The organism is Candidatus Eisenbacteria bacterium, from assembly GCA_005893275.1.
Lineage (GTDB): Bacteria > Eisenbacteria > RBG-16-71-46 > SZUA-252 > SZUA-252 > WS-7.
Window position 1 is genome coordinate 1 of the sequence record VBOW01000006.1, and the last position, 20,802, is coordinate 20,802.

The 20,802-nt window shown below is 66.3% G+C and carries 15 protein-coding genes and 1 tRNA gene; 8 read left to right on the plus strand and 8 right to left on the minus strand.

Annotated features, from left to right (window positions below):
* Positions 1 to 2,573, plus strand: a 2,573-nt coding sequence (locus E6K76_00455; protein ID TMQ60864.1) for a M1 family metallopeptidase, incomplete at its 5' end; no start/stop codon positions are given.
* Positions 2,574 to 2,659: 86 nt separating this feature from the next.
* On the opposite strand, the gene E6K76_00460 is transcribed toward E6K76_00455, so the two are convergent.
* The 3 genes from E6K76_00460 to E6K76_00470 all read right to left on the minus strand — a co-directional run bounded on the left by E6K76_00460 (position 2,660) and on the right by E6K76_00470 (position 4,476).
* Positions 2,660 to 2,736 (minus strand) — tRNA-Met (locus E6K76_00460).
* A gap of 38 nt (positions 2,737 to 2,774) precedes the next feature.
* Positions 2,775 to 3,146 (minus strand): septum formation initiator family protein, encoded by a 372-nt coding sequence (locus tag E6K76_00465; protein ID TMQ60865.1) that lies wholly within the window; start codon positions 3,144 to 3,146, stop codon positions 2,775 to 2,777.
* A gap of 19 nt (positions 3,147 to 3,165) precedes the next feature.
* Positions 3,166 to 4,476, minus strand: coding sequence for a phosphopyruvate hydratase (locus E6K76_00470; GenBank protein ID TMQ60866.1), 1,311 nt, complete (start codon positions 4,474 to 4,476; stop codon positions 3,166 to 3,168).
* Positions 4,477 to 4,656: 180 nt separating this feature from the next.
* On the opposite strand from E6K76_00470, the gene E6K76_00475 reads away from it, so the two are divergent.
* Genes E6K76_00475 through E6K76_00485 form a run of 3 tightly spaced genes read left to right on the plus strand, consistent with a single transcriptional unit; the run spans position 4,657 to position 7,209 of the window.
* Positions 4,657 to 5,244: a sigma-70 family RNA polymerase sigma factor gene (locus E6K76_00475; protein TMQ60867.1), complete on the plus strand. Its 588-nt coding sequence runs from the start codon at positions 4,657 to 4,659 to the stop codon at positions 5,242 to 5,244.
* A complete protein-coding gene (locus E6K76_00480; GenBank protein ID TMQ60868.1) occupies positions 5,241 to 5,882 on the plus strand; it encodes a hypothetical protein in 642 nt (213 codons plus the stop codon). Before E6K76_00475 ends, E6K76_00480 begins: the two co-directional genes overlap by 4 nt.
* Positions 5,883 to 5,886: 4 nt before the next feature.
* The gene (locus tag E6K76_00485) at positions 5,887 to 7,209 is read left to right on the plus strand and encodes a hypothetical protein (GenBank protein TMQ60869.1); all 1,323 of its coding nucleotides are present in this window, start codon (positions 5,887 to 5,889) and stop codon (positions 7,207 to 7,209) included.
* 49 nt (positions 7,210 to 7,258) lie between these two features.
* Here E6K76_00485 and E6K76_00490 read toward each other — a convergent pair whose 3' ends face one another.
* From E6K76_00490 to rlmN, 5 genes are read right to left on the minus strand one after another with little or no spacing between them, the layout of a single operon-like run.
* Positions 7,259 to 8,002, minus strand: a complete 744-nt coding sequence (locus E6K76_00490) for a DUF4390 domain-containing protein (protein TMQ60870.1) — start codon at positions 8,000 to 8,002, stop codon at positions 7,259 to 7,261.
* Positions 7,948 to 9,147, minus strand: coding sequence for a hypothetical protein (locus E6K76_00495; GenBank protein ID TMQ60871.1), 1,200 nt, complete (start codon positions 9,145 to 9,147; stop codon positions 7,948 to 7,950). Before E6K76_00495 ends, E6K76_00490 begins: the two co-directional genes overlap by 55 nt.
* Entirely contained in the window at positions 9,131 to 10,492 is a 1,362-nt protein-coding gene (locus E6K76_00500) for a sigma-54-dependent Fis family transcriptional regulator (protein TMQ60872.1), read from the minus strand. The genes E6K76_00495 and E6K76_00500 overlap by 17 nt, the downstream gene beginning before the upstream one ends.
* Positions 10,489 to 12,042: a HAMP domain-containing protein gene (locus tag E6K76_00505; protein TMQ60873.1), complete on the minus strand. Its 1,554-nt coding sequence runs from the start codon at positions 12,040 to 12,042 to the stop codon at positions 10,489 to 10,491. The genes E6K76_00500 and E6K76_00505 overlap by 4 nt, the downstream gene beginning before the upstream one ends.
* Positions 12,043 to 12,068: 26 nt before the next feature.
* On the minus strand, positions 12,069 to 13,172 hold the full coding sequence (gene rlmN / locus E6K76_00510; protein ID TMQ60874.1) for a 23S rRNA (adenine(2503)-C(2))-methyltransferase RlmN: 1,104 nt from the start codon (positions 13,170 to 13,172) through the stop codon (positions 12,069 to 12,071).
* A 100-nt stretch (positions 13,173 to 13,272) separates the two neighbouring features.
* Here rlmN and E6K76_00515 point away from each other — a divergent pair, with 100 nt between their 5' ends.
* From E6K76_00515 to E6K76_00530, 4 genes are all read left to right on the plus strand, one after another.
* Positions 13,273 to 14,229: a Ppx/GppA family phosphatase gene (locus E6K76_00515; GenBank protein ID TMQ60875.1), complete on the plus strand. Its 957-nt coding sequence runs from the start codon at positions 13,273 to 13,275 to the stop codon at positions 14,227 to 14,229.
* Between the two features lie 606 nt (positions 14,230 to 14,835).
* Positions 14,836 to 17,973, plus strand: coding sequence for a tetratricopeptide repeat protein (locus E6K76_00520; protein TMQ60876.1), 3,138 nt, complete (start codon positions 14,836 to 14,838; stop codon positions 17,971 to 17,973).
* A 652-nt stretch (positions 17,974 to 18,625) separates the two neighbouring features.
* Complete coding sequence (locus E6K76_00525) at positions 18,626 to 19,399, plus strand: hypothetical protein (protein TMQ60877.1); 774 nt, start codon at positions 18,626 to 18,628, stop codon at positions 19,397 to 19,399.
* Positions 19,396 to 20,796 carry a DUF4384 domain-containing protein gene (locus tag E6K76_00530; protein ID TMQ60878.1) on the plus strand — a complete coding sequence of 467 codons (1,401 nt, stop codon included), beginning with the start codon at positions 19,396 to 19,398 and terminating at the stop codon, positions 20,794 to 20,796. The genes E6K76_00525 and E6K76_00530 overlap by 4 nt, the downstream gene beginning before the upstream one ends.
* The last annotated feature ends 6 nt before the right edge of the window (positions 20,797 to 20,802 follow it).

Sequence of the window (20,802 nt, forward strand, 5' to 3'; positions counted from 1 at the left end):
CGTCCGCGAAGACCGCCGGCGCCTCGGGCTCGGAGCGATTGCGCCGCGACGTCGTGCCCACGTTCGAGTCGATCAGCCTCAATCTGGATGCGCGAAAGCCCGGCTACACGGGATCGGTCCGCATCGACTTGCGCGTGGACGCCGCGACCGATTCCTTTCAGCTTAATTCCGAAGGGCTCACGCTCGGGCGGCTGACGCTCCGCGGCGCCAAAGGGATCGTGCCGTCCACGCACAGGGCCGCGGGACCCGCCGCGGTCGCCTTGAGGACCCGGTCGCCGCTCAAGCCTGGCGCGTACACGCTCCATATCGATTTCGCGAACACGTTCAACACGCGTGCCCAGGGCATCTACCGTCTCGAGAACGGCGGGGAGTGGTACTGCTTCACCCAGTTCGAGTCCGACGATGCGCGAAAGGCCTTCCCGTGTTGGGATGAGCCCTCGTTCAAGATTCCCTATCAGCTCACGCTGGCCGTGCCGAGGGGGCACCGCGCCCTGACCAACACTCCGGTCGCCCATGTGACGCCCGGGAAGGTCACGAAGACGGTGATGTTCCGGCGAACCAAGCCGCTTCCTTCGTACCTGCTCGCGATCGCGGCCGGTCCCCTCGAGATGGTTCCCATCACCGGCATGTCGGTCCCGGGAAACGTCGTCTGCGTGAAGGGCGCGTCCGCGCTCGCGGGCACGGCCTCGACGATGGCCCCGCGCCTCCTCGGCGCGCTCGAGCGCTACTTCGGCAGGCCCTATCCCTACGAGAAGCTCGACGTGATCGCCGTGCCCGAGTTCTGGCCCGGCGCGATGGAGAACGCCGGCCTGGTCACCTTCCGGGACGACGTGCTGCTCGTGGAGCCGAAGACGGTGAGCGTCCGCCAGCTCTCGAGACTGTCGGTCTACATGGCGCACGAGTTCGCCCACATGTGGTTCGGGGATCTCGTCACGATGGAATGGTGGGACGACCTCTGGTTGAACGAGGCGTTCGCCGAATGGATGGGGAACAAGATTTCAGACGAGGTCTACCCCGAGTACAAGATGCACGTCCAGGACCTGCAGGCGACGCAGGGGGCGATGAAGATCGACGCCCGCCTCTCGACGCGCGCCATCAGGCAGCCCGTCAGCGCGCTCGACAACCTGCTCCAGGCCGCGGATGAGCTCGCCTACAAGAAAGGGCAGGCGGTTCTCGGGATGTTCGAGCAGTGGCTCGGGCCCGACAAGTTCCGGGCGGGGGTGCTCGATTACTTGAATGCGCACGAGTGGGGAAACGCGGTCGGCTCGGATCTCTGGTCCGCGCTCTCGAAGGCCTCAGGGAAGGATGCCTCGGGGCCGATGAGCACCTTCCTCGATCAGGGGGGTGTCCCGCTCGTCACCGCGGAGATTCAGCCGGACGGGCGCGTAAGGCTGAGCCAACGGCGTTTTCTCTCGTACGGCGCCCAAGCCGCCGGCGACCCGCTCTGGAAGATTCCTGTGGCGCTCACCTACTCGGATGGACTTGCCGTACGGACGAAACGGTTCCTGTTGAGCGAACGGGAGGCAACGGTCGAATTGGAAGGGGACCGCGCGCCGATCTGGGTGAACCCCAACGCGGGGGCGGCCGGCTATTATCGTTGGACTCTCTCTCCCGAAGCGATGCAGAAGCTCGCGCAGAGCGCCGCGGAAATCATGTCTCCGGCCGAGCGCGTCGGCTACCTCGGCAATCTCACGGCGCTTCTGGACGCCGGGCTCCTCCATGGCGATGAATACGTCCGGCTCCTCGCCCGGTTCGCGGATGATCCGAGCCCCGAAGTCCTCTCGGCCTTGGCGGACGGCGTCGACCAGGTCCGCCGCGTGTTCGTGACCCCCGAGCTGGCCGAGCCCTTCGCGGTCTACGTGCGCCAGACCCTGGGGCCGGCGCTGGGCCGCCTCGGGCTGACGCGGCGCCCCGGAGAGGAGGACGGCGTCTCGCTCGTCCGCCCGGAGCTGGTCCATATGCTCGGCGACTACGGGAAGGACGACCGGATTCTCGCATTCGCTGATTCGCTCGCGAAGCAGTACATCGCCGCCTCGGGATCGGTCGACCCCTCTTTGGCCGGAGTCGCGCTCGACCTCTCCGCCCTGCACGCCGACGCCGCGCTCTTCGCGGAGTACAAGAGGCGATTCGAGACGGCGCGGGTTCCCGCGGACCGTTCGCGATTCTTGGCCGCGCTCGGCTTTTTCCGCGATCCGAAGATCGTGGAGGAGGCGCTTCGCTACTCGCTCCAGGGACCGCTGCGTCCCCAAGAGATCTTCACGATCCCGAACGTCGTGGGCCTGGCCGTCGAGTACGAGGAGATTCCGTACCGCTGGATGACCGAGAATTTCGGCGCCATCTCCACCAAGATCCCGCCGATGTTCTCGGTGTTTATGCCGCAGTTCGCGAGCGGCTGCTCGGTGAAGCGGCTCGAGGCGGCGAAGTCGTTCTTCGCGGAGCCCTCGCGCTCGGTTCCCGGGGCGGACAAGGAGCTGGCGAAGATCGCAGACCAGGTGAACGATTGCGCCGGGCTGAGGGAGCGGGAGGGGGCGGTCGTGACGGCCTACCTGGGCCGGCTCGCCGGCGCGCGGTAGCTCACGCCCGGGGGAGGCGCACCATCCACCGGGCCCCGCGCGCGCGACAAAAAAAGGGCCCGGGTTCCCGGGCCCTGCCGCGTTTATGGTTGCGGGGAGAGGATTTGAACCTCTGACCTTCGGGTTATGAGCCCGACGAGCTACCAGGCTGCTCCACCCCGCGGCCGTATCTTGCCCCAGCGCCCCGCGGTTGTAAAGAGCCTACTTCGCCGAGTCCTCCTCGGCCTGATACCGATAGAGAACCTCGTCTTTCTTGACCATGTGGAAGCGCTCGCGCGCGACGCGCTCCGAAAGGAGCGGGTCTTTCGCCGTGCTCGCCCGGGCTTGCTCGGCCCGGCTCGCCTCGACCGCGAGGACCTGCCTTCGCGCGCGGAGCGCCGCCGTCTCGTGCTGCAGCGCGCGGATTCGAATGAGGCCGCTGTCCCCGCCGACGAACGAATAAACGAGATAGCCCAGCACGACGCCCGCGCCCCAGAGAAGGAACCGCCTCTTCTTGCTTTTCTCGCGGGGCGGGAGCCTGAGAAATTTCCGGGACGGCGGATCCTTCGGGCTCTGATACGGGGATCGCATCATGGCTGCGTGCGTTCCCCGCTCACCGCGCGCCCGCCGTTTCGCGTGAGCCGCCGCTGAGCTTCCGAAAGGCGGCCGCCCCTGGGTAGAGCGCCTCGTCCGCGAGCTGCTCCTCGATTCGGAGGAGCTGGTTGTATTTCGCGATCCGTTCGCTCCGAGAGAGCGATCCGGTCTTGATCTGCCCCGCGTTCACCGCCACGGCCAGATCGGCGATCGTCGTGTCTTCGGTTTCGCCGGAGCGGTGCGAGATCACGGTCGCGTAGCCGGCGTTTCTGGCCATCCCGATCGTGTCGAGCGTCTCGGTCACGGTCCCGATCTGGTTCAGCTTGATCAGAATCGCGTTGGCGACTCCCTCCTCGATCCCGCGTCGCAGAATTTCCGGGTTGGTCACGAAGATATCGTCCCCCACGAGCTGAATCGTGCCCCCGAGCGCGCCGGTCAGGTGCTTCCAGCCGCCCCAGTCCCCTTCGGCAAGCCCGTCTTCGATCGAGACGATGGGGAACCGCTCCAGGAGGTCGCCCAGGTACTGGGTGATGGCGCGGGAGTCCAGTCCCTTTCGGCCGTCCAGAGAGTAGGACCCTCCCTTGTAGAGCTCCGATGCCGCGACGTCGAGCGCCAAGGCGAGGTCCTCGCCGGGACGATAGCCCGCCTTCTCGATCGCGCGCATCAGAAACTCGAGCGCCTCCGCGTTCTTTCCCAGGTTGGGGGCGAAGCCCCCCTCATCCCCGACCGCGGTCACGAGTCCTTTGTCGCGGAGCAGCCCTTTCAGCGTATGAAATACCTCGGAGCCCATGCGCAGCGCCTCCGAGAAGGAGCGGGCGCCCACCGGGACGATCATGAATTCCTGGATATCGAGGTTGTTGTCCGCGTGCGCCCCTCCGTTCACCACGTTCATGAGCGGGACCGGAAGGGTTTTCGCGTTCGCGCCGCCGAGATAGCGATAGAGCGGGAGCAGGTGGGACTCGGCCGCGGCCTTCGCGACCGCGATCGAGACGCCGAGAATCGCGTTCGCCCCGAGGGCCTTTTTGTTCGGGGTGCCGTCCAGGTCGATCAGGAGATGATCGATGTAGGCTTGGTCGTCCGCGTCCTCGCCCACGAGGTGGCCGGCCATGGTCTCGTTCACGTTCGCGACGGCCTGGGTTACGCCCTTGCCCCCGTACCGTTTTGGGTCCTGGTCCCGAAGCTCGAGCGCCTCGCGCGAGCCGGTCGACGCCCCGGAGGGGATCGCGGCGCGGCCGAGCGCTCCGCCTCGGAGCGCGACCTCGACCTCGACCGTCGGCATCCCCCTCGAGTCGAGTATTTCCCTAGCGTATACGGATTCAATCTCGGTCATGAGGCATCGGACGCTAGGGTCGGAGCGGGCGATCCGTCAAGGGAAAAGCCTTGACGGACGCAGGATAGGGCCACTAGGTTCCGCGCCCGGGCCGCAGGGCTCCCCGGTCCGGCGACCCGCGGCGGGGCCGACGAAACTCGATACGCCCCCGGAGCGTATGGGCGGTGAAGGGCATCCAGGATTCGAGGGCTTGAGTTGACGTCCGACGAACGGGACCTGGTCCGGCGATGCCTGGCGCGTGAGGAGCGCGCTTATCGCGAGCTGGTACGCCGGTACCAAACACCGGTCGTGAACCTCGCGTGGCGGATCACCGGAAATGCCGAGGACGCGGCCGAGGTGGCGCAAGAGGCTTTCATTCGGGTTCTGAGGTCGCTTCACACCTATGACCCGGATCGGCCGCTCAAGACATGGCTCTTCAAGATCGCGGCGAACCTGGCACTGGACGCGATCCGGCGCCGCAAGCGCCGCCCGGTCTCGATCGAGGACCTGTTCGCCGAAGACGAAGGCCGGCTCCTGGAAGCGGTGGAGCCCGGGCCGGGACCCGACGCCCAGCTCATGCTGGACCGCTCGGCGGAGCGTTTCGATGAGCTGCTCCGGGAGATGCCGGAGCACTACCAGGCGATTCTCTACTTACGATACCGCGAGGACCTCGCCTACGAGGAAATCGCCGAGACTCTCGGTATACCGCTTGGCACGGTGAAAGTGCGGCTTCATCGAGCGCACGGGATCTTGAGACGGAAGCTGTCGGCGCGAGGAAATCGGTCATGAAAGAAAATCTCTCCTGCGACGCATGCGAGCGCGAGATCATCGCCCTGATCGACGGGTTGTTGACGCCATCGGTCGCGCAGGTGGTCGAACGCCATGCCGCGTCGTGCGCGCGGTGCGGGGAGACGCTCGCGGTCTACCGCGCGCAGGCGCTCCTGCTCCAGCGCATGCCGCTTCTTACGGCTCCCGCCTGGCTCGAAGATCGCGTCGTGCGCGGGGTCGTGGGCGCCCACGGCTTCTTGGCGGCCGGCTGGCAGCGCTTCGGCGCCGCGCTCGGCGCCGTCTCGTTCGTGCTCACCGTGGCTTTGCTCGCCAACCTGGGGCGCATCGCGAAGGGCGTCGGAGCACCCGAGCCCTCGATCTGGATCGTCTCCCTGATGGATGGGCTTATCTCCGGGGTCACCTGGATCTCGAAGCGGCTCGCCAACGAAATCGCGTTCTACGAACCTATCGCGCGCCAGATCTGGCTCGCCCTGCAGTCGCTCAAGAGCATTCCACGCGCCGCGATCGTCTCCCTCAAGACGCCCGAAGTTCAGGTTGCCGGCGCCGTACTCATCACCCTGGGACTCGCGCTTTCCATCATGCTGCGACCGTCCCGCCGCCGCGAAGGGAGTGTGGGCCATGTTTGCCTGTCGCTCTGACGTCATGGTGAGAACCAAGGCATATGGCTGGATCGCGGCGCTTTCGTTCGGTCTTCTCCTGGCCGCGCTTCTCCTGCCGGCGCCGCCGGCGCTCGGGGCCGCGCCGGCGAAGACCGGGACCAAGGCTTCAGCCGATAGCGCCAGAGCGGGAGACGAAGGCATATCGGTGCGGGTTATCGAGGACGAGAACAAGGCGATGCCGAAGAGAGCCCGCTCGACCGCCGAACGCGCGAAGCTCGACGCCGCGGGGCAAGAGGCGGACGAGGCCGAGTCGCCGGAACCGCCCGCGCCGCCCGAGCCGCCGGGCTCCCACGACAACGATCTCGTGCGCTTCGGACAGGACATCGAGATTCCGGCCGGCAAGGTGATCGATGGAAGCGTGGTCGCGATCGGCGGGTCGGTCACGGTGTACGGACGCGTGAAGGGGGACTGCGTGGCCGTGGGCGGCAGTGTCTCGGTCCGCGGGAATGGCTCGGTTGAAGGAGACGCCGTCAGCGTGGGTGGCGCCACGAGCACGAGCGACAGCGCGTCCGTCGGGGGCAGCAACGTCTCGGTCGGCGCCTGGCCCTTCAAGGGAGGACACGCGGGCGGGTTGCTGCCGCTCTTGGGAATGATGGGGCTCGGCGCCCTCGCGGGCGTCTTCACGACGATCGTTCAACTTCTGCTCACGGTGTTTTTCGCGTGGCTCTGCCTGCTCCTCGCACGGGAGCGAATGGAGCACGCGGTCGATCGGATGGGGCACGATTTTGGGAAATCCTTCCTGTGGGGCCTCGTAGGGTGGACGGCCATGATCGTGTCGGTCCCGAGCATCGCGGTCGTGTGCGCGATCGCCATGGTGATTCTCGTGATCACGATCATCGGAATCCCTGTCGCGATTCTGCTCGCGATCGCGATGATCTTTGCGCTCATCGCCGCGGTGCTGGGGATCATCGTCGCGACGTTCCTGGGCTATGTGAACGGCGCGATGTACCTCGGCCGGCGGATTCTCTCGAGGAGACGCCCCGGAGTCGCGGCCTCCTCGTTCCAGGCGATCATCGTCGGGGCGCTCCTCATTCTGGGATTGAAGGTCGTGGGGAAAGTACTCGGCCTCATCGGGGTGGTGTTCGTGATGCCGATCAGTTTCGCCTTCGGCATCGCGGCCGTCGTGCTGGGTTTCGTCTTCACGACCGCGGGCCTGGGCGCGATGATCCTGACGCGCTTTTCGAAGGGAGCCGAAGCCCGGCCGGCGGTTGCCCAGCCCGCCTCCACGGGCGCGGGTTGGTACGCGCCTCCTCCTTCGCCATCGCCGGCCTCTCCCCCGGAAGGGGGCTCCTCGGACGCGCCCTAGATCCGCCCGGTCCCCGCGGAGCGACGCTCCTCCGCGCCGCGGACGACCCCTACTGCGGCGCTTCGAGGAGCGCCGGCACGAAGGTCTCGCTCTTCGCGAGCGCCGTTCTGTCGCCCAGCCCCGAAATGTTGACCGCGATGCCCAGGAGGTACCCCGGCACTCCCCGGGGCGCGCCCGCCGGGTTCTTTACTTCCCCCGAGAGCCAATCCTCGATCTCCCCCAGGTCCTCGGGCGAAAGCGGTCGGATCCGGACGCGGACCGAGACGTAATATCGCCCGACCGGATCGAGCGCCCCGGCGGCCATGAGCGGCAGACGCCGTTCGGAGAAGAGCAACGTTTCCAGGGAGTCGAGCGACGGCACGACGCGCGTCTTGCGTTGGGCCGGGTTGGAGCGGACGCGAAACATCTTCTCCCAGGGATCGTAGACCACCTTGTGCTCGCTCTTGATCGCCAGGACCAGCTTGTCGAACCAGAGCGAGCGCCGCTTCCAGACACCCACCTCGAAAACGACGGTCGCCGGCATGCCCCGAAGCAGCGTTTCCTCGAGGCGCGGCGTCCATGGGTTTTCCACACGAAAGGAGGTGGTGATCGCGCCGTTCACAGATTCCACGGGCCCGACCGTGAGGCCGAGGTCGTTTCCAGCGAAGGCTGTTCCTGAAAGAAGGACGGCCGAGAGGATCGCCCCCCGAGCCGCGATCGCGAATCGATCGCGCGGTCCCGTCGGGCTTTGCGCCGGCTTCAGAACCGGTCTCCGAGGCGGATTCCCACTCGAAGCTTGGACTTTTCGTCGCAAAGGTTCTTCGCCACGGTGAGCGCTGCCGGTCCTTCAGCGATCCGCACTCCCAACCCGACATCGGCCGCGGGCCGCTGGCGGCCGAGATTGCCGCTCCCGAACCAGGCCGCGCCGTAGTCCAGAAACGTGAACGCGTAGAGATTCTTTCTCGCGCGCTGATAGAACTCGGCGTTCGCAACGAAGAATTGGTCTCCGGCGAACGTCTTGAAATCATGTCCCCGAAGCGTGCCGATCCCTCCCACATGCCAGACCTTTTGCCCCGGGAGAGCGCCGCTCACGGTGGACCCCGCGACCAGCCGAACGCGGAACTCCTGCGTCGGCGAAAGCCGGGTCCGGTTCCGGATGGATCCCCGCAGCCTCCCGTACTCGAAATCTCCTTGGAGCGGCGAGCCCGACCGCTCGTACGCAGCCTCGCCGTGCGTCCCGCCCCGAATCGGGAGCTGGGCGGGTCCGATCCGGCATCGGACCGTGAACGCCTGCTCGTCGCCGTCCTCGATCGGGGGATTGGGAGGGAATTCGGGATGCCGGCCGGTCAGGGAGACCCGCGTCTTGACGCTGAGGGAGGCCTGGGATTCAAGGCGGGCGCCCCCCCGAAGCGAGAAATCGGACCCCGGCGACCAGACGAGGTATCCCTGTCCTCCCTGGGATTCGTAATAGTCGCAGTAGTCCGTTCGGGCGAAGAGCGCGAAGAGGGTATTTTCCCCCTCCGTGACGATCCAGCCGTCTTCGGTCGCCGTCCCTCGATAGATCGAGCCCCCGACCTGGAGCCACGGCCGGTCGCCGAGGGGCGCCTCGAATCCCGCCTCATAGAGCGGCCTCTTTCGCGAGAACGCGTAGGTTCCCTCGGCGAAGAGCACGGGCTCGGGCGCGCGGGCCGGCTGGAAGGCGGCGCCGAGCGTGGGGGCGGGACCATCGACGCGGTTGTAACGGACGCGGACGATCGGGCGGAACCGGGCCTCCTCCGGGAGGCCGGTCTCGAGGGTCTCCCACTCCGCGGCCCGCGTGACCGGAGGCGGCGGAATCGGTCGCGCGAAGGCCGAGTCGGACACGCATGTCGCGCCGGACGCGCTCCCGGCGAGGCGGACCGCGCCCGCGCATGCGATCGCCAGGGCGGTGGCGCGGGCCGCGCTACGAGGTTTGGGCATCCCGGACCAGGCCGTATCGCTTGATCTTTCGGTGGAGATACCCTCGGTCCATGCCGAGTCGCTTGGCCGCTTCGGTCACGTTCCAGGAGCACTGCCGAAGGGTCGCGAGGATCGCGTCGCGCTCCGCGCGGTCGCGTGCCGCGCGAATCTCGCTCACCGGCTCCTCCTCGGCGTCCGGGGGAAGCGCGGCCTCGACCTCGCGAAGCCCGATCGTTTCTCCCTCGGTCATGATGAGCAGCCGCTCGATCAGGTTCTTCAGCTCGCGCACGTTGCCGGGCCAGGAGTATCGCGTCAGGCGCTCGACCGCCTCCTTCGCGATCCGGCGCATCGACCGGCCGTGCTCCTGTCCGAAGCGTCCCATGAAGTGCGTGATCAAGAGAGGGATGTCCTCGCGCCGGGCGCGAAGCGGCTGGACGTGGATCGGAACCACATTCAGCCGGTAGAAGAGGTCCTCCCGGAACCTGCCGGCCTGGATTTCCTCGGAGAGATTCTTGTTCGTGGCGGCGACAATCCGCGCATCGACCTGGACCGTGCGCGTGCCCCCCAGCCGCTCGATCTCGCCCGTTTCGATCGCGCGAAGAAACTTGGCCTGGGTCTCGAGGCTCATGTCGCCGACCTCGTCCAGAAAGAGCGTTCCCCGATCGGAGGCCTCGAGGCGCCCGCGTTTCATCTGCCCCGCCCCGGTGAAGGCCCCCTTCTCGTATCCGAAAAGCTCGCTCTCGACCAGATCCTTGGGGAGCGCGGCGCAGTTCAGCTTTTCGAAAGGACCCCGGCTCCGGGGGCTCGCGCGGTGGATCGCGCGCGCCACGAGCTCTTTTCCGGATCCGCTCTCCCCGGTGATGAGCACCTTCGCCTCGCTGGGCGCCACCTTGGCGACCTCGGCGCGCACCTGGTCCATCGCACGGCTTTCCCCGATCATCGCGTCGGCCGCGCCCGCGAGACTCCGGAGCGACTCGTTCTCGCGCTTGAGCTCACGCAGCTCGAGCGCGCGCTCGACCGTGACGTTCAGACGGTCGGGGCCGAACGGCTTCTCCACGAAATCGGCCGCCCCCATGCGCGTGGCGCGCACCGCCTCCTCGATGGTGCCGTGGCCCGACATGATGACCACGGGGAGATCGGGGCTCAGAGCCTTGGCCGACTCGAGCAGATGGAGTCCGTCCTTTCCGGGGAGGCGAAGATCGGTCAGCAAGAGATCGACACGCTCCTTCGAAAGCACCGATTCGGCGTCCTCGGCGCTCTGCGCGGTGACGACCTCGTAGTGGCGCTTGAGCGCGCCGGAAATCTCGAGGAGCACCGAGGGCTCGTCGTCCACGACGAGGACGCGCGTGCGCGAACTCTGGCTCACTCCGGACCCTCCGATGCTGCGGGCAGCGTAAACCAGGCCCGTGTGCCGATTCCCGGATTGGACTCCAAGAAGAAGCGCCCCGAGTGCTGGTCCACAATACGTTGTACCAGGGTGAGGCCTAATCCGCTCCCCGTCGATTTCGTTGTGAATCCCGGCGCCACCGCGCGCTCGAGGGTGGCGGGATCCATTCCGTGTCCCTGGTCTTCGATCTCCACGCGGAGCAGGGGCTCCGGGCCGTTCGTATCCCGGAGCGCTCGAAGCGTGATGATCCCGCGCTCCGGAGAGGCTTCCATCGCGTTCTTGATGAGGTTCACGAGCACGCGCTGGATCTGCGCTTCATCGGCCCAGGCTAACGGCAGCTGCCCCGCGACCTCAACGCGGAATTCGATCGGGGTGGATCCCCGGTAGAGCTTGGCGACATTCTCCGCGAGCGCCCCGAGGTCGCACGGTGTGAAATGCGGCTCGGGCAGCTGGGCCACCGCCGAGAAGGAAGTCACGAATTCCTGGAGCGAATGGACCTCGTTCAAGATCAGGTCCGCGTTCTCCTGCACGACCCGCGCCCGCGGCGCTTCGGGGCGGCGCGCCTCGTCCCTCAACCGCTCGAGCGCGAACTGAATCGGCGTGAGCGGATTCCGGATTTCGTGTGCGACCGCCCGGGCGACCTCGCGCCACGCGGCGAGCCGCTCCGCGCGGACGAGCGCGCGCCGCGAGGTCTGGAGCTCCTCCACCATCTGATTGAACGTGGTCCCCAGGAAACGGACCTCCTTGGTTCCCGAGGGCTTCACGCGATGGGATAGATCTCCAGAGGAGACGTGCTCCATGGCTCCGCGCAGCTCGAGGATCGGTCTCGCGGTATCCCGCGAGACGAAGTAGGCGAGCGCGAAGCTCGCGAGCCCGAGCACGACGGTCCAGATGGCCGCGAAGATCCAGAGGCTCCGCTCGGAGATCCACGTGTAGACGCTCAGCTTCCGGTACATCGTCAAATTCTGCTGGAGGTCGAGGATTTCCTTGGAGATTTCCGGATCGAGCTGGTAGCCGGCGAGGAGCATGTATTCCCTGCCCAGGGGAGCCACACCGCTCACCTGCCGCGGCGCGTCCCCGCCCGTGATGAGCCCCCCCTGCTCCAGCGCCCCGAGCAACGACTCGCGCTCCGGCTGGGGCAGCGTGATGCGGGGACCGAGCCGGGCCCCGAACACCCGCTCGGTCGGAGGGCCGATCCGGTACAGGCAGACGTAGTCGAGCCCGCGGCTCCTCGCTTCCTCGCGCAGATGGCGTTCCAGGTCGGCGGGGCGCCCCGGTGCGAGGAGCCGCCGCGTGGTGGGATCGAGCGCCATCACTTCGGCGTGCTGGCGGGCGTCGCTCCCGAGCCGTTCGATCCCTTCGCGGATCACCTCGAGCGACTGCGCGAGCGCGTTCTCGGTTTCGGGGTTTCGAAGCGCGGAGATGCTGCGGGAGAGGTAGTAGGTCACGATCAGGGTCAGGCCGAGGGACGGAATCAGCGAGACGAGGAGAAAGAGCGCAAGGAGCCGCTGGCGCAACGTGCCGAGCATCCTCTCCCCCCGGCTCTTGCCCGGACCTAGGTGGCGAATTCCGCTTCGCCCGCGAGCTGGCCGCACGCCGCGCCGATCTCAACCCCTTGGCTGTAGCGTACGGTAACCGCGGGGACACGCGGCTTCAGATACTCGGCGAAGCGCTGGATGCGCTCCGGCGCCGGCCGTTTGAAGCGGCCGGGGCCGATCGGGTTGTAGGGAATCAGGTTGATCTTGCACGGGAGCTGGGCGACCAGTCGGACGAGCCTCGCGGCGTCGGCGACGGTATCGTTCAGCTCCTCGAGAAGAATGTACTCGAAGGTGACGCGCCGTCCCGTCCGCTCGACATGGTGACGGACGGCCCGCATGAGCTGCTCGAGAGGGAAGCGGCGGTTGACCGGCATGAGCTTCGATCGCAGCTCGTCCGCGGCCGCGTGAAGGGAGACGGCGAGCCTGAACCGGTGGCCCTGGTCCGCGAGCCTGACGATCTGAGGCGCGAGCCCCACCGTCGAAATCGTGATCCGCTTCGGGGGCACCGCCATCCCGGTGGGATCGGCCAGGACCGTGAGCGCCTCGATCACGGCGTCGTAGTTTTCGAGCGGCTCTCCCATCCCCATCATGACGACGTTGAAATCGCGCCGGCCGGGAGGGAGCTCGTTCCTCAGCCGGAAGGCTTGCTCCAGGATCTCCCCGGCGGTGAGGTTCCGGCCGCGTCCCATGCGGCCGGTAGCGCAAAAGCGGCACCCGAACGCGCAGCCGTGCTGCGAGGAAAGGCAGAACGTGAAGCGGCTCGGGGTGGACATATACACCGATTCGATGATCCCTCCCCCGGGAAGCTCGAAGGCGACCTTCCGGGTGCGTCGATCCGGGGTCTCGCGGCGGGATCGCTCGTTCAGGACGCCGACGACGAACCGCTCCTCCAACTTGGACCGGAGGGCCGCCGGAAGGTTCGTCATCGCTGCGAAATCGGCGATGCCGCGCCCGTAGACCCAGTCCGCGACCTGGCGCCCCCGATAGGGCTTCTCCCCGATCGAGTAGAAAACCTGCTCCAGCTCCGAGGGGGGCCTCCCGAGCAGATTCTCCCGCGGTTCGGAGGTGGGTGAAGGCGTTCCATTTTTCGACCTTGCAAGGGCTTCCGACTTTACTTCCATGGTGGTCTCATGGTAAGGTTCCCCGCCTAGCTTAGTCAACCAGCGGGGGCAATCTCCCCTCGCAAGGAGGGCAGATCAGGCGCCATATCTGGCTCAAGGCATGGTGAGGATCGGTGCGGTCGACATCGGCACCAACTCGGTGCGTCTCCTGGTTGCCGATGTGGACGAGAAAGAGCGCCTCAAAACCGCACACCGGATGGGAGAGATCTCGCGCCTGGGCGAGGGTCTCGATCGGACGGGGGTGATTGATGAGGCCGCGGCCGCGAGGACCCTCGACTGCCTCGAGCGCTTCGTTCACGAGGCGGAATACAGCGGGGCCAGCCAGATCCGCGTTGCCGGAACCAACGCCTTCCGTGTCGCCCGCAACGGGCGCGATGTGGCCGACCACTACGCCCAGCGCATCGGATACCCCGTCGACATCCTGACCGGAGAGGAAGAGGCCGGGCTCGTATTTCTCGCGGTGATGAGCGGCCTCAGCGCGCCGCACGGCCGGTCGGTGGTCGTGGACATCGGGGGGGGAAGCACCGAGATCATCTGCGGCGAAGGAGAGAAGGGCACGCAGCTCATCAGCCTCGAGCTGGGCTGCGTCCGGCTGACCGAGCGGCTCATCCAGGGCGACCCTCCGGTCGAGGACGAATTGGAGCGGATCCGGGCCCATGTGCGCGAGGTCTTCGCGGAGAAGCTGGGGGGTTTTGATGGGAGCCGGATCGACCGCGCCGTCGGGGTCGGCGGCACGGTTACGGCCTTCGGCGCGCTCGACTTGGGCCTGACGAAGTACGATCCCTCCCGCATCGAAAATCACCTCCTGAGCCGGGAACGCATCGCGTCCATCGAGAAACACCTCTGCTCGATCCCATTGGATCAGCGCCGCGACCTGGCCGGCGTGAGCCGGGGCAGGGCCGACATCATCCCTGCCGGGGCCGTGATCCTCTCAGAATTCGTGAACCGGTTCCCCGTTCCCGGGGTGTACGTTTCCACGAGGGGGCTTCGCTACGGTCTCGTCTTGAGCGAGGCGCGAAAGGTTTGGCGGGCTCAGGGGGCCCCGGTCGGAAACTGATCTCCGGTTGCAGAACGCGCGTATTTCGCTTGACGCAGCTAATTGAATGAGCTATGGTGCCTTACATTAAGGTAGTCACGTCTGCGGAGGGCCAGTTCCCCATGGGACTCCCTCCCGGGCTCGGGTTGCATAGTCCGGAGCCCGCTGCCGTCCGCAGACAAGACCCGAAAAATGGTTTTCGGGCGACCGCTTTCGCCGGGCGTTATCTCCGAGGAGCAATACATGGGCATCCGGGTTCCAGGTCGCGTTGTTGCCGCGTTGGCAATCCTCGCCGCTCTCCTCTGTCTCCTCCCTGCGAGCACCAAAGTTGCTGTCGCTAGGCCCATCGGATGGGAAGATGTTGGCCCGCCAGATCCCAATCCCAAAGGCGATAACGATGGCGTCGTGGTGAAGGCACCCAGTTTGCGGCCGATTTCGGGCTCGAAAGAGGTGTCGGGAGGAAGCCTTGGGAACGTTGCGACGGTGAGAACCGCTCGCTACGACTTCCGCGGATTGAGGTTGCTCTTTGCGGTGACCAGGCTGAACTACTGGCCGTTCTGGCTGCGGTAGACAGACACTCGTCGTTCCCGCAGCTGAGCGAGCCTAAATCGGCAGTTGAGGGTCGGTATGGAAGGATTTGTTCCCAAAGACCGACCGGGCGGACACAACCGGACCCTTGGGGATCCCCGGCCCCAGCCACGCGAAAGGGGCAGCGCGGAAGGGGATCGCAAGGCCCAGGAGCTCGGCGACCTCTATTTCGCGGCGGATAACTTCGCGGTAGCGCTCGAGTACTACCGCCGCGCCCTTGAGGTAGAGGATCGCCGCGGCGAGGGCGCGAGTCAGGAGTCGCTCCTCAAGACCGGCACCCAGATCGTGGAGTGCCTGCGCCACCGCGGGGATCTGAACGAAGCGGTCGAAGCGCTTCACGACCTCCACCGAAAGCTGCGCCCCCACGTCACGCGCGAGCAGATCGGCCGGCTTTCATCCCGGCTCGGAATTCTGCTCTTCGAGCGCGGCCGCTATCGCGCGGCACATCGCGCCGCGTCCCGGGCCTACCGGCTCCTGCGTGATACCACGCTCAATCTGGACTTGGGGCACACCGAGATGTGCCTCGGCGCGATCGCCCTTCGCACCGGCGAATGGAACTCCGCGCGCGAGCACTTTGAAAGCGCGATCGCCACCTACCGGCGCGCCGATTACCAGAGCGGGATGGCCGCCGCCTACAATAACCTCGGGCTTCTCCACAAGAACCAGTGCCGGTTCAAAGAATCGGTCCGATTCCTCGAGCAGGCCCTCCGCATCAGCGAGCGGTCGGGGCATTATCACGACGCCGCGACGTATGTGCACAACCTCGGCATCGTGCACGACAAGATGGGGGACTGGGACCTGGCGGAGGAGCACTACCGGCGCGGGCTCCAGATGTACACCGAGGTGGGTTACGCCGCGGGCCGCGCCCGTGCCCTGGGTTGCCTCGGGAACCTGAAGCGCAAACGCCGCGATTGGGCGCAGGCCGAGGAGCTGATTCGAGAATCCCTGGCGCTCGCCACCGAACGCGGCTACCCGCGCGAGACGATCTTGGCGCGGGAAGCGCTCGGCGATTACTTCCTCGACCGCGGAGCGCTCCTCGAGGCGCGCGGAGAATTCGAGAGCGCGCTCACGATGGCGGACCAGGTTGCGCCGGACTCCGACCTCACGGTGGAGCTGCTTCGCCGCCTCGGCGAGGTGCATCTGGCCGCGCTCGAGCTCGATCCGGCCGTCCGGCTGGCGGAGCGCGCGCTCGCGATCGCGCGGCGCCTCGGGGACAGGCTCGAAGAGGCGTGCTCCTTGAAGCTCATCGGGCTCGCCAGCGCGGAAGCGGGTGACCTGGAGCAGGCCAGAGGCTACCTCGACCAGGCGAGCGAGATACTCCAGCAAATCGGCAAGCGCTATGAGCTGGCGAGGCTCTGCTTCGCCGCCGGCCTCGCTTGGAGAAAGCGCGCCCGGCGCGGGAAATCGCGCGCGATTCTCGACGAATCGGTCAGCTATCTCCGCCGGGCCGTTGCCGGATTCGAAAGTTTCGGCCTCTCCGAGCTGACCGCAGGCGCCCTGCTGGAGCTCTCGCGAAGCGAGATGCACCGTGGGCTCACGGACGAAGCGGTCATTCACTTGGATCATGCCGCTTCGCTCTTCTCCGACCGGGAGGAGCCCGCTCTGGAGCATGAAATCGAGGAGTTCCGGCGCGAGGTCGAGCAGGGACTCATCGAAGGGACCTCGGCGCAAAGCAACGAGTTTGCGGCTTTCGACGAGATCCGCAGGGTGCTGCGCGTCGAGGAGGGGGACGGCTCGCTCCAGGAGATCCTGGGCACGCTCGTGCGCCGCTCGGGCGCAGCGCGCGGCTGCGTGGTCGCGCCCGCATCCGACGGGAGCGCCACGGTGCTGGCCGCCGCGGGGATTTCTCTTCGCGTGGCGCAGGATCTCCTGCGCGAGCTCCTGGCGCGCCTCGGGGCGGAGCGGCTCGGCTCGGGTCCGGTTGTGTCCAGCCGGGCGGGAGTCGACCCTCGTTTCCGCGATTTCCCCGCGAGCCATGCACTGAGCCCGCGGACGAGCCTCGTGATCATGCCGCTCTCGCTCCCTTCGGGGCAGGCCGGCTTCCTCTACCTCGACCGCCCGGCCGAGGGACCGCTCGGCGCGTTCAAGCAGCGCGAGGTGAACCTGATCGCGGTGCTCAGCAACTATGTTTCGGTCGCAATCTTGGAGACGCAGCGCCGCGAGCTGGCCCGGGAGAACCTGTCGCTCCGCGGCAGATTGCTGGGGACCGCCGACGACCACGGGATCATCACTCGAAGCCGCGAGCTGCTCGAGATTCTCTCGCTGCTCGAGCGGGTCGGGCCGAGCGACGCGACGATTCTGATCGAAGGGGAGACGGGGAGCGGCAAGGGTCTCTTGGCCCGCGCGATCCACGCCTCCAGCAACCGCGCGAACAAACCTTTGATCCAGGTGAACTGCGCCGCGCTGCCCGAGCCGCTCCTTGAATCCGAGCTCTTCGGCCACGTTCAGGGCGCCTTCACGGGCGCCGTGCGCGAGAAATCGGGCCTCTTCGTCGAGGCGAACGGCGGGACGCTCTTCCTCGACGAGGTCGACAAGACGACGATCACGATCCAGGGGAAGCTTCTACAAGTACTCGACAACCGGGAGGTACGGCCGGTCGGAGGGAACAGGTCCACCAAGGTGGACGTCCGCGTGCTTTGCGCGACGAACGTGAATCTGAAAGCCCGGATCGCGAAAGGGGAGTTCCTCGAGGATCTTTACTATCGCCTGAACGACATCTGCTTCCGCGTGCCGCCGCTCCGCGAGCGTCCCGAGGATATCCCGCTCCTTGTAGAGCATTACCTACAGAGGTTCGCGGCGGAGATGGGGAAGGACATCAGGGGGGTCGACCCGGAAGTGCTGCGCCTCTTCGCCGAGCTGCCGTGGCGCGGAAACGTGCGCGAGCTGGAGAAGGTCGCGAAGAGGATGGTCGTGCTGGCGAACGACGGCGAGCCGCTGTCGGTGAGGCTCGTGCCCCGGGAGCTCCTCCGGGTGGAGGAGGAGGCCAGCGATTCCCCCGCGACGCTCAAGGCGGAGGTGGCCAAGGTGGAGCGCAAGCTGATCGGCCAGGCTCTCGAACGGAGCGGCTGGAACAAGCTCAGGGCAGCCCGCGCGCTATCGTTGAGCTACCCCACGTTGCTTCAGAAGATAAAGCTCTACCAGCTGGATCGCCGCCAGGTAATTCGGCAAAGGTCTTAAGTTTCCGCTATAAGACTTCTTTATTCTGCTAAGTATTAAATCTGCAGCTACTTATAGCAAGCCATCGATCCAGCTATTAAGCCACCTGCAATTCTGCTTGATAAGGCGCGTTGGGTACGGTCCCCTCTGAACTCCCGCCTGTTGATGCAAGGCATTCCTAGAAAATAGGTTACGTTTGTGTTAACGGATAAGCGCATCAGGTCAATTTCTTGGCACATAGGGTGCAATGTGACAAGGACCGGAGGGGGGGACCTCCAAAGAGCCCGCAGGTCTAGCCAGCGTTTGATGGTGGGTTAGCTGCCCGATCGAGCACCGGCCTTGTTCGAAGCAGCCGTAACCCAATAGAGCTGGCAAGACCGGGGCTCATTTTTTTCGGAAGTGGGGCTCCCTTTTTTTTGCCTCCGTCTCGTGGCGGAGCGCTGGACCCAGCCCTCCGGGCAGCGGCCCTCCGGCCGTCTGTTTCCGTTCCGCCACACTGTTCCCGATACCCTACGTCGGGCGAGTCGGTCCGCGTCGCGGGCCACAAATCCCAACCGCTTCGACCCCAACCGATTGCTCGCGCTCTTCGCCTCCTTTGCGGCGTGGCATGTGCTTTGCGGTTCTGGGACGCCAAGAGCGAAGGCTCAGTCCCGAACCCAAGGAGGCACGCACCGTGATTCGGAACCTCGCAAGAGCGCTCGTCCTCACATTCGTACTGCTCTCGCTCGGCTGCCATAACGACAACGTCACGGGCGTCCCCATCGATCGGCCGCCGCATACCGTCGACGGGGTCTACAGCGTTACAGGTGACGGAGAGGTCACCATCTACTGGCGCGCGAACCAAGAGAGCGATATCGCCTATTACAAGGTCTATCGGAACTTCTCGCCGACGGGCACCTTCAGCCTGGTCGGCTCGACGCCCCAAACACACTTCGTGGATACCGGCGTCGCGAACGGTACCACCTATTTCTATGCCGTCTCCGCGGTGGATCTCGCGGGGCAGGAGAGCGCCGAGCTGAGCTTCGAAAACGTATTCGACACCCCACGCCCCGAAGGGTTCGGCGTCTCGCTCAACAACACGTTTGTGACCGACCCGCAGAGCGGTTGGGATTTCTCGGCTCAGACGAGACGCTCTTCCCTCGACTCGGCGACAGACGTCTATTACGGTGCGCAGAACGGTCACTTCCTGGCATACGCGCCGCCGGACACCAAGATCCAGGACGCCGGATTCGTGGCGCTGCGGGATGTCGATTTCGCGCCTCCCGCCGGCTGGTCGGCGGATGGTCAGGTGGAAGCGATCGTCGGTCACAGCTACATCGTTCTCACGCGGGACAACCATTACGCGAAATTCGAGGTGAAATCGCGGGATGCCTCGACGATGGTTATGGATTGGGCATACCAGATCGACGCCGACAACCCTGAACTGACGAGGCGGGCGCCGCAATGAAACCAATCGCGGCTGGATTCGCGTTGGCTCTGACGACGCTCGTCGCGGCGGCACCCAAAGCCTCCGCGACCGAGCGCGTCGCAGCGCCCTATGGGGCGGCGTACGCGGCGGAAGAGGTTCCGGTGGAAAACATCGCGCAGGCGCGGCGTCTTGGCGCGGACGTCTGGATCAACAAGGACGAGGGCGGGATCTATCGTCCCGGCGAGAGCATGAGGGTCTACTTCCGCGCCAGCACGGATTGCTACATGCTCGTGTACAACATCGACACCGACGGCTACATCCACCTGATCTATCCCTACGCGCCCGGGGACCCGCCCTCCGTCCAGGGCGGCCGGACCTATATGATTCCGTCGCGCAGCGACCCCTACGATCTTGTGGCCGACGGGCCGCCTGGGATCGAATACGTCGTCGCGGTGGGGAGCCCGTATCCGTTTGAGAATCTGCCGTGGTACCTCTCCGCCGATCACGCCGACGGCGGGCGCCCCGAGGGCGACTACGAGGGTGAGGAGGACACGGAATCGGGGCGCATCGTCGGCGATCCCTACGTCGGCATCGATCGCATCCTGCGGCGCATTGCCCCTCCGGGGCGCGAAGACCTTCTCGCGACGGACGACACGTATTTCTATATCGAGCGGCGGGTCGAATACCCACGGTACGTTTGCGCGGATTGCCACTACCATCCCTACTATTTCGATCCGTACACGACCGCATGCTCGGTGTTCGACGTCCGCATCGACGCGACCTGGGCACACTACACACCCATCCGGGTCGGCACCGTGCGCCCGCGCTACATCTATCGCGTGCGCCCTCAGGCTCCGACGCGATATCGGCAGTGGAAGCAGCAGTGGTCTTCGCTCGATGGGAGCACGACGCTTCGCACGCGCTTCCTTCCGGACCGCGATCTTCGCTATCGCAAGGAGCGCGAGCCGCGGATCCGACCCGTCCGGCACGAATTTCGAGACCTGCGCCGCTATCGCGAGGGACGCTTCTGGAGGGGCCGCGACGAGGTCTTGAGGCTGAGGGAGCGCCGGGATCGCGTGGGTCCTCCTGCGGATCGCGGTGTCGGCCAGCGGCGGGAGGATGGCGCGGGCGGCCGAGACGTGAGGGATCGCGAGCGTCGGCCCCCCGAGGATCGCGGCAACAGGGAACGGGAGCGTGCCCGGCCTCCCGAGGATCGCGGCAACAGGGAACGGGAGCGTGCCCGGCCCCCCGAGGAGGACCGGGGCGTTAAGGAGCGCCGGCCTCCGGACCGCGAGGATCGTGGGGATCGCGGAGCGAGGAACCGGGAGGACAAGGACCGGGACAAGGGGGATCGCGGCCGCGACGAGCGCGATCAAGATGGGAAGAAGGATCGTCAGGATCTCGACGGCGGAGGAGAGCGGCCGAACCGGCGCTGAGGGCAA

Excerpts from the sequence above, each read along its gene's own strand:
- E6K76_00465 (TMQ60865.1), bottom strand. The coding sequence starts at position 3,146 with ATGATGCGATCCCCGTATCAGAGCCCGAAGGATCCGCCGTCCCGGAAA.
- E6K76_00470 (TMQ60866.1), bottom strand. The coding sequence starts at position 4,476 with ATGACCGAGATTGAATCCGTATACGCTAGGGAAATACTCGACTCGAGG.
- E6K76_00480 (TMQ60868.1), top strand. The coding sequence starts at position 5,241 with ATGAAAGAAAATCTCTCCTGCGACGCATGCGAGCGCGAGATCATCGCC.
- E6K76_00485 (TMQ60869.1), top strand. The coding sequence starts at position 5,887 with ATGGTGAGAACCAAGGCATATGGCTGGATCGCGGCGCTTTCGTTCGGT.
- E6K76_00495 (TMQ60871.1), bottom strand. The coding sequence starts at position 9,147 with ATGCCCAAACCTCGTAGCGCGGCCCGCGCCACCGCCCTGGCGATCGCA.
- E6K76_00505 (TMQ60873.1), bottom strand. The coding sequence starts at position 12,042 with ATGCTCGGCACGTTGCGCCAGCGGCTCCTTGCGCTCTTTCTCCTCGTC.
- rlmN (TMQ60874.1), bottom strand. The coding sequence starts at position 13,172 with ATGGAAGTAAAGTCGGAAGCCCTTGCAAGGTCGAAAAATGGAACGCCT.
- E6K76_00515 (TMQ60875.1), top strand. The coding sequence starts at position 13,273 with ATGGTGAGGATCGGTGCGGTCGACATCGGCACCAACTCGGTGCGTCTC.
- E6K76_00520 (TMQ60876.1), top strand. The coding sequence starts at position 14,836 with ATGGAAGGATTTGTTCCCAAAGACCGACCGGGCGGACACAACCGGACC.
- E6K76_00530 (TMQ60878.1), top strand. The coding sequence starts at position 19,396 with ATGAAACCAATCGCGGCTGGATTCGCGTTGGCTCTGACGACGCTCGTC.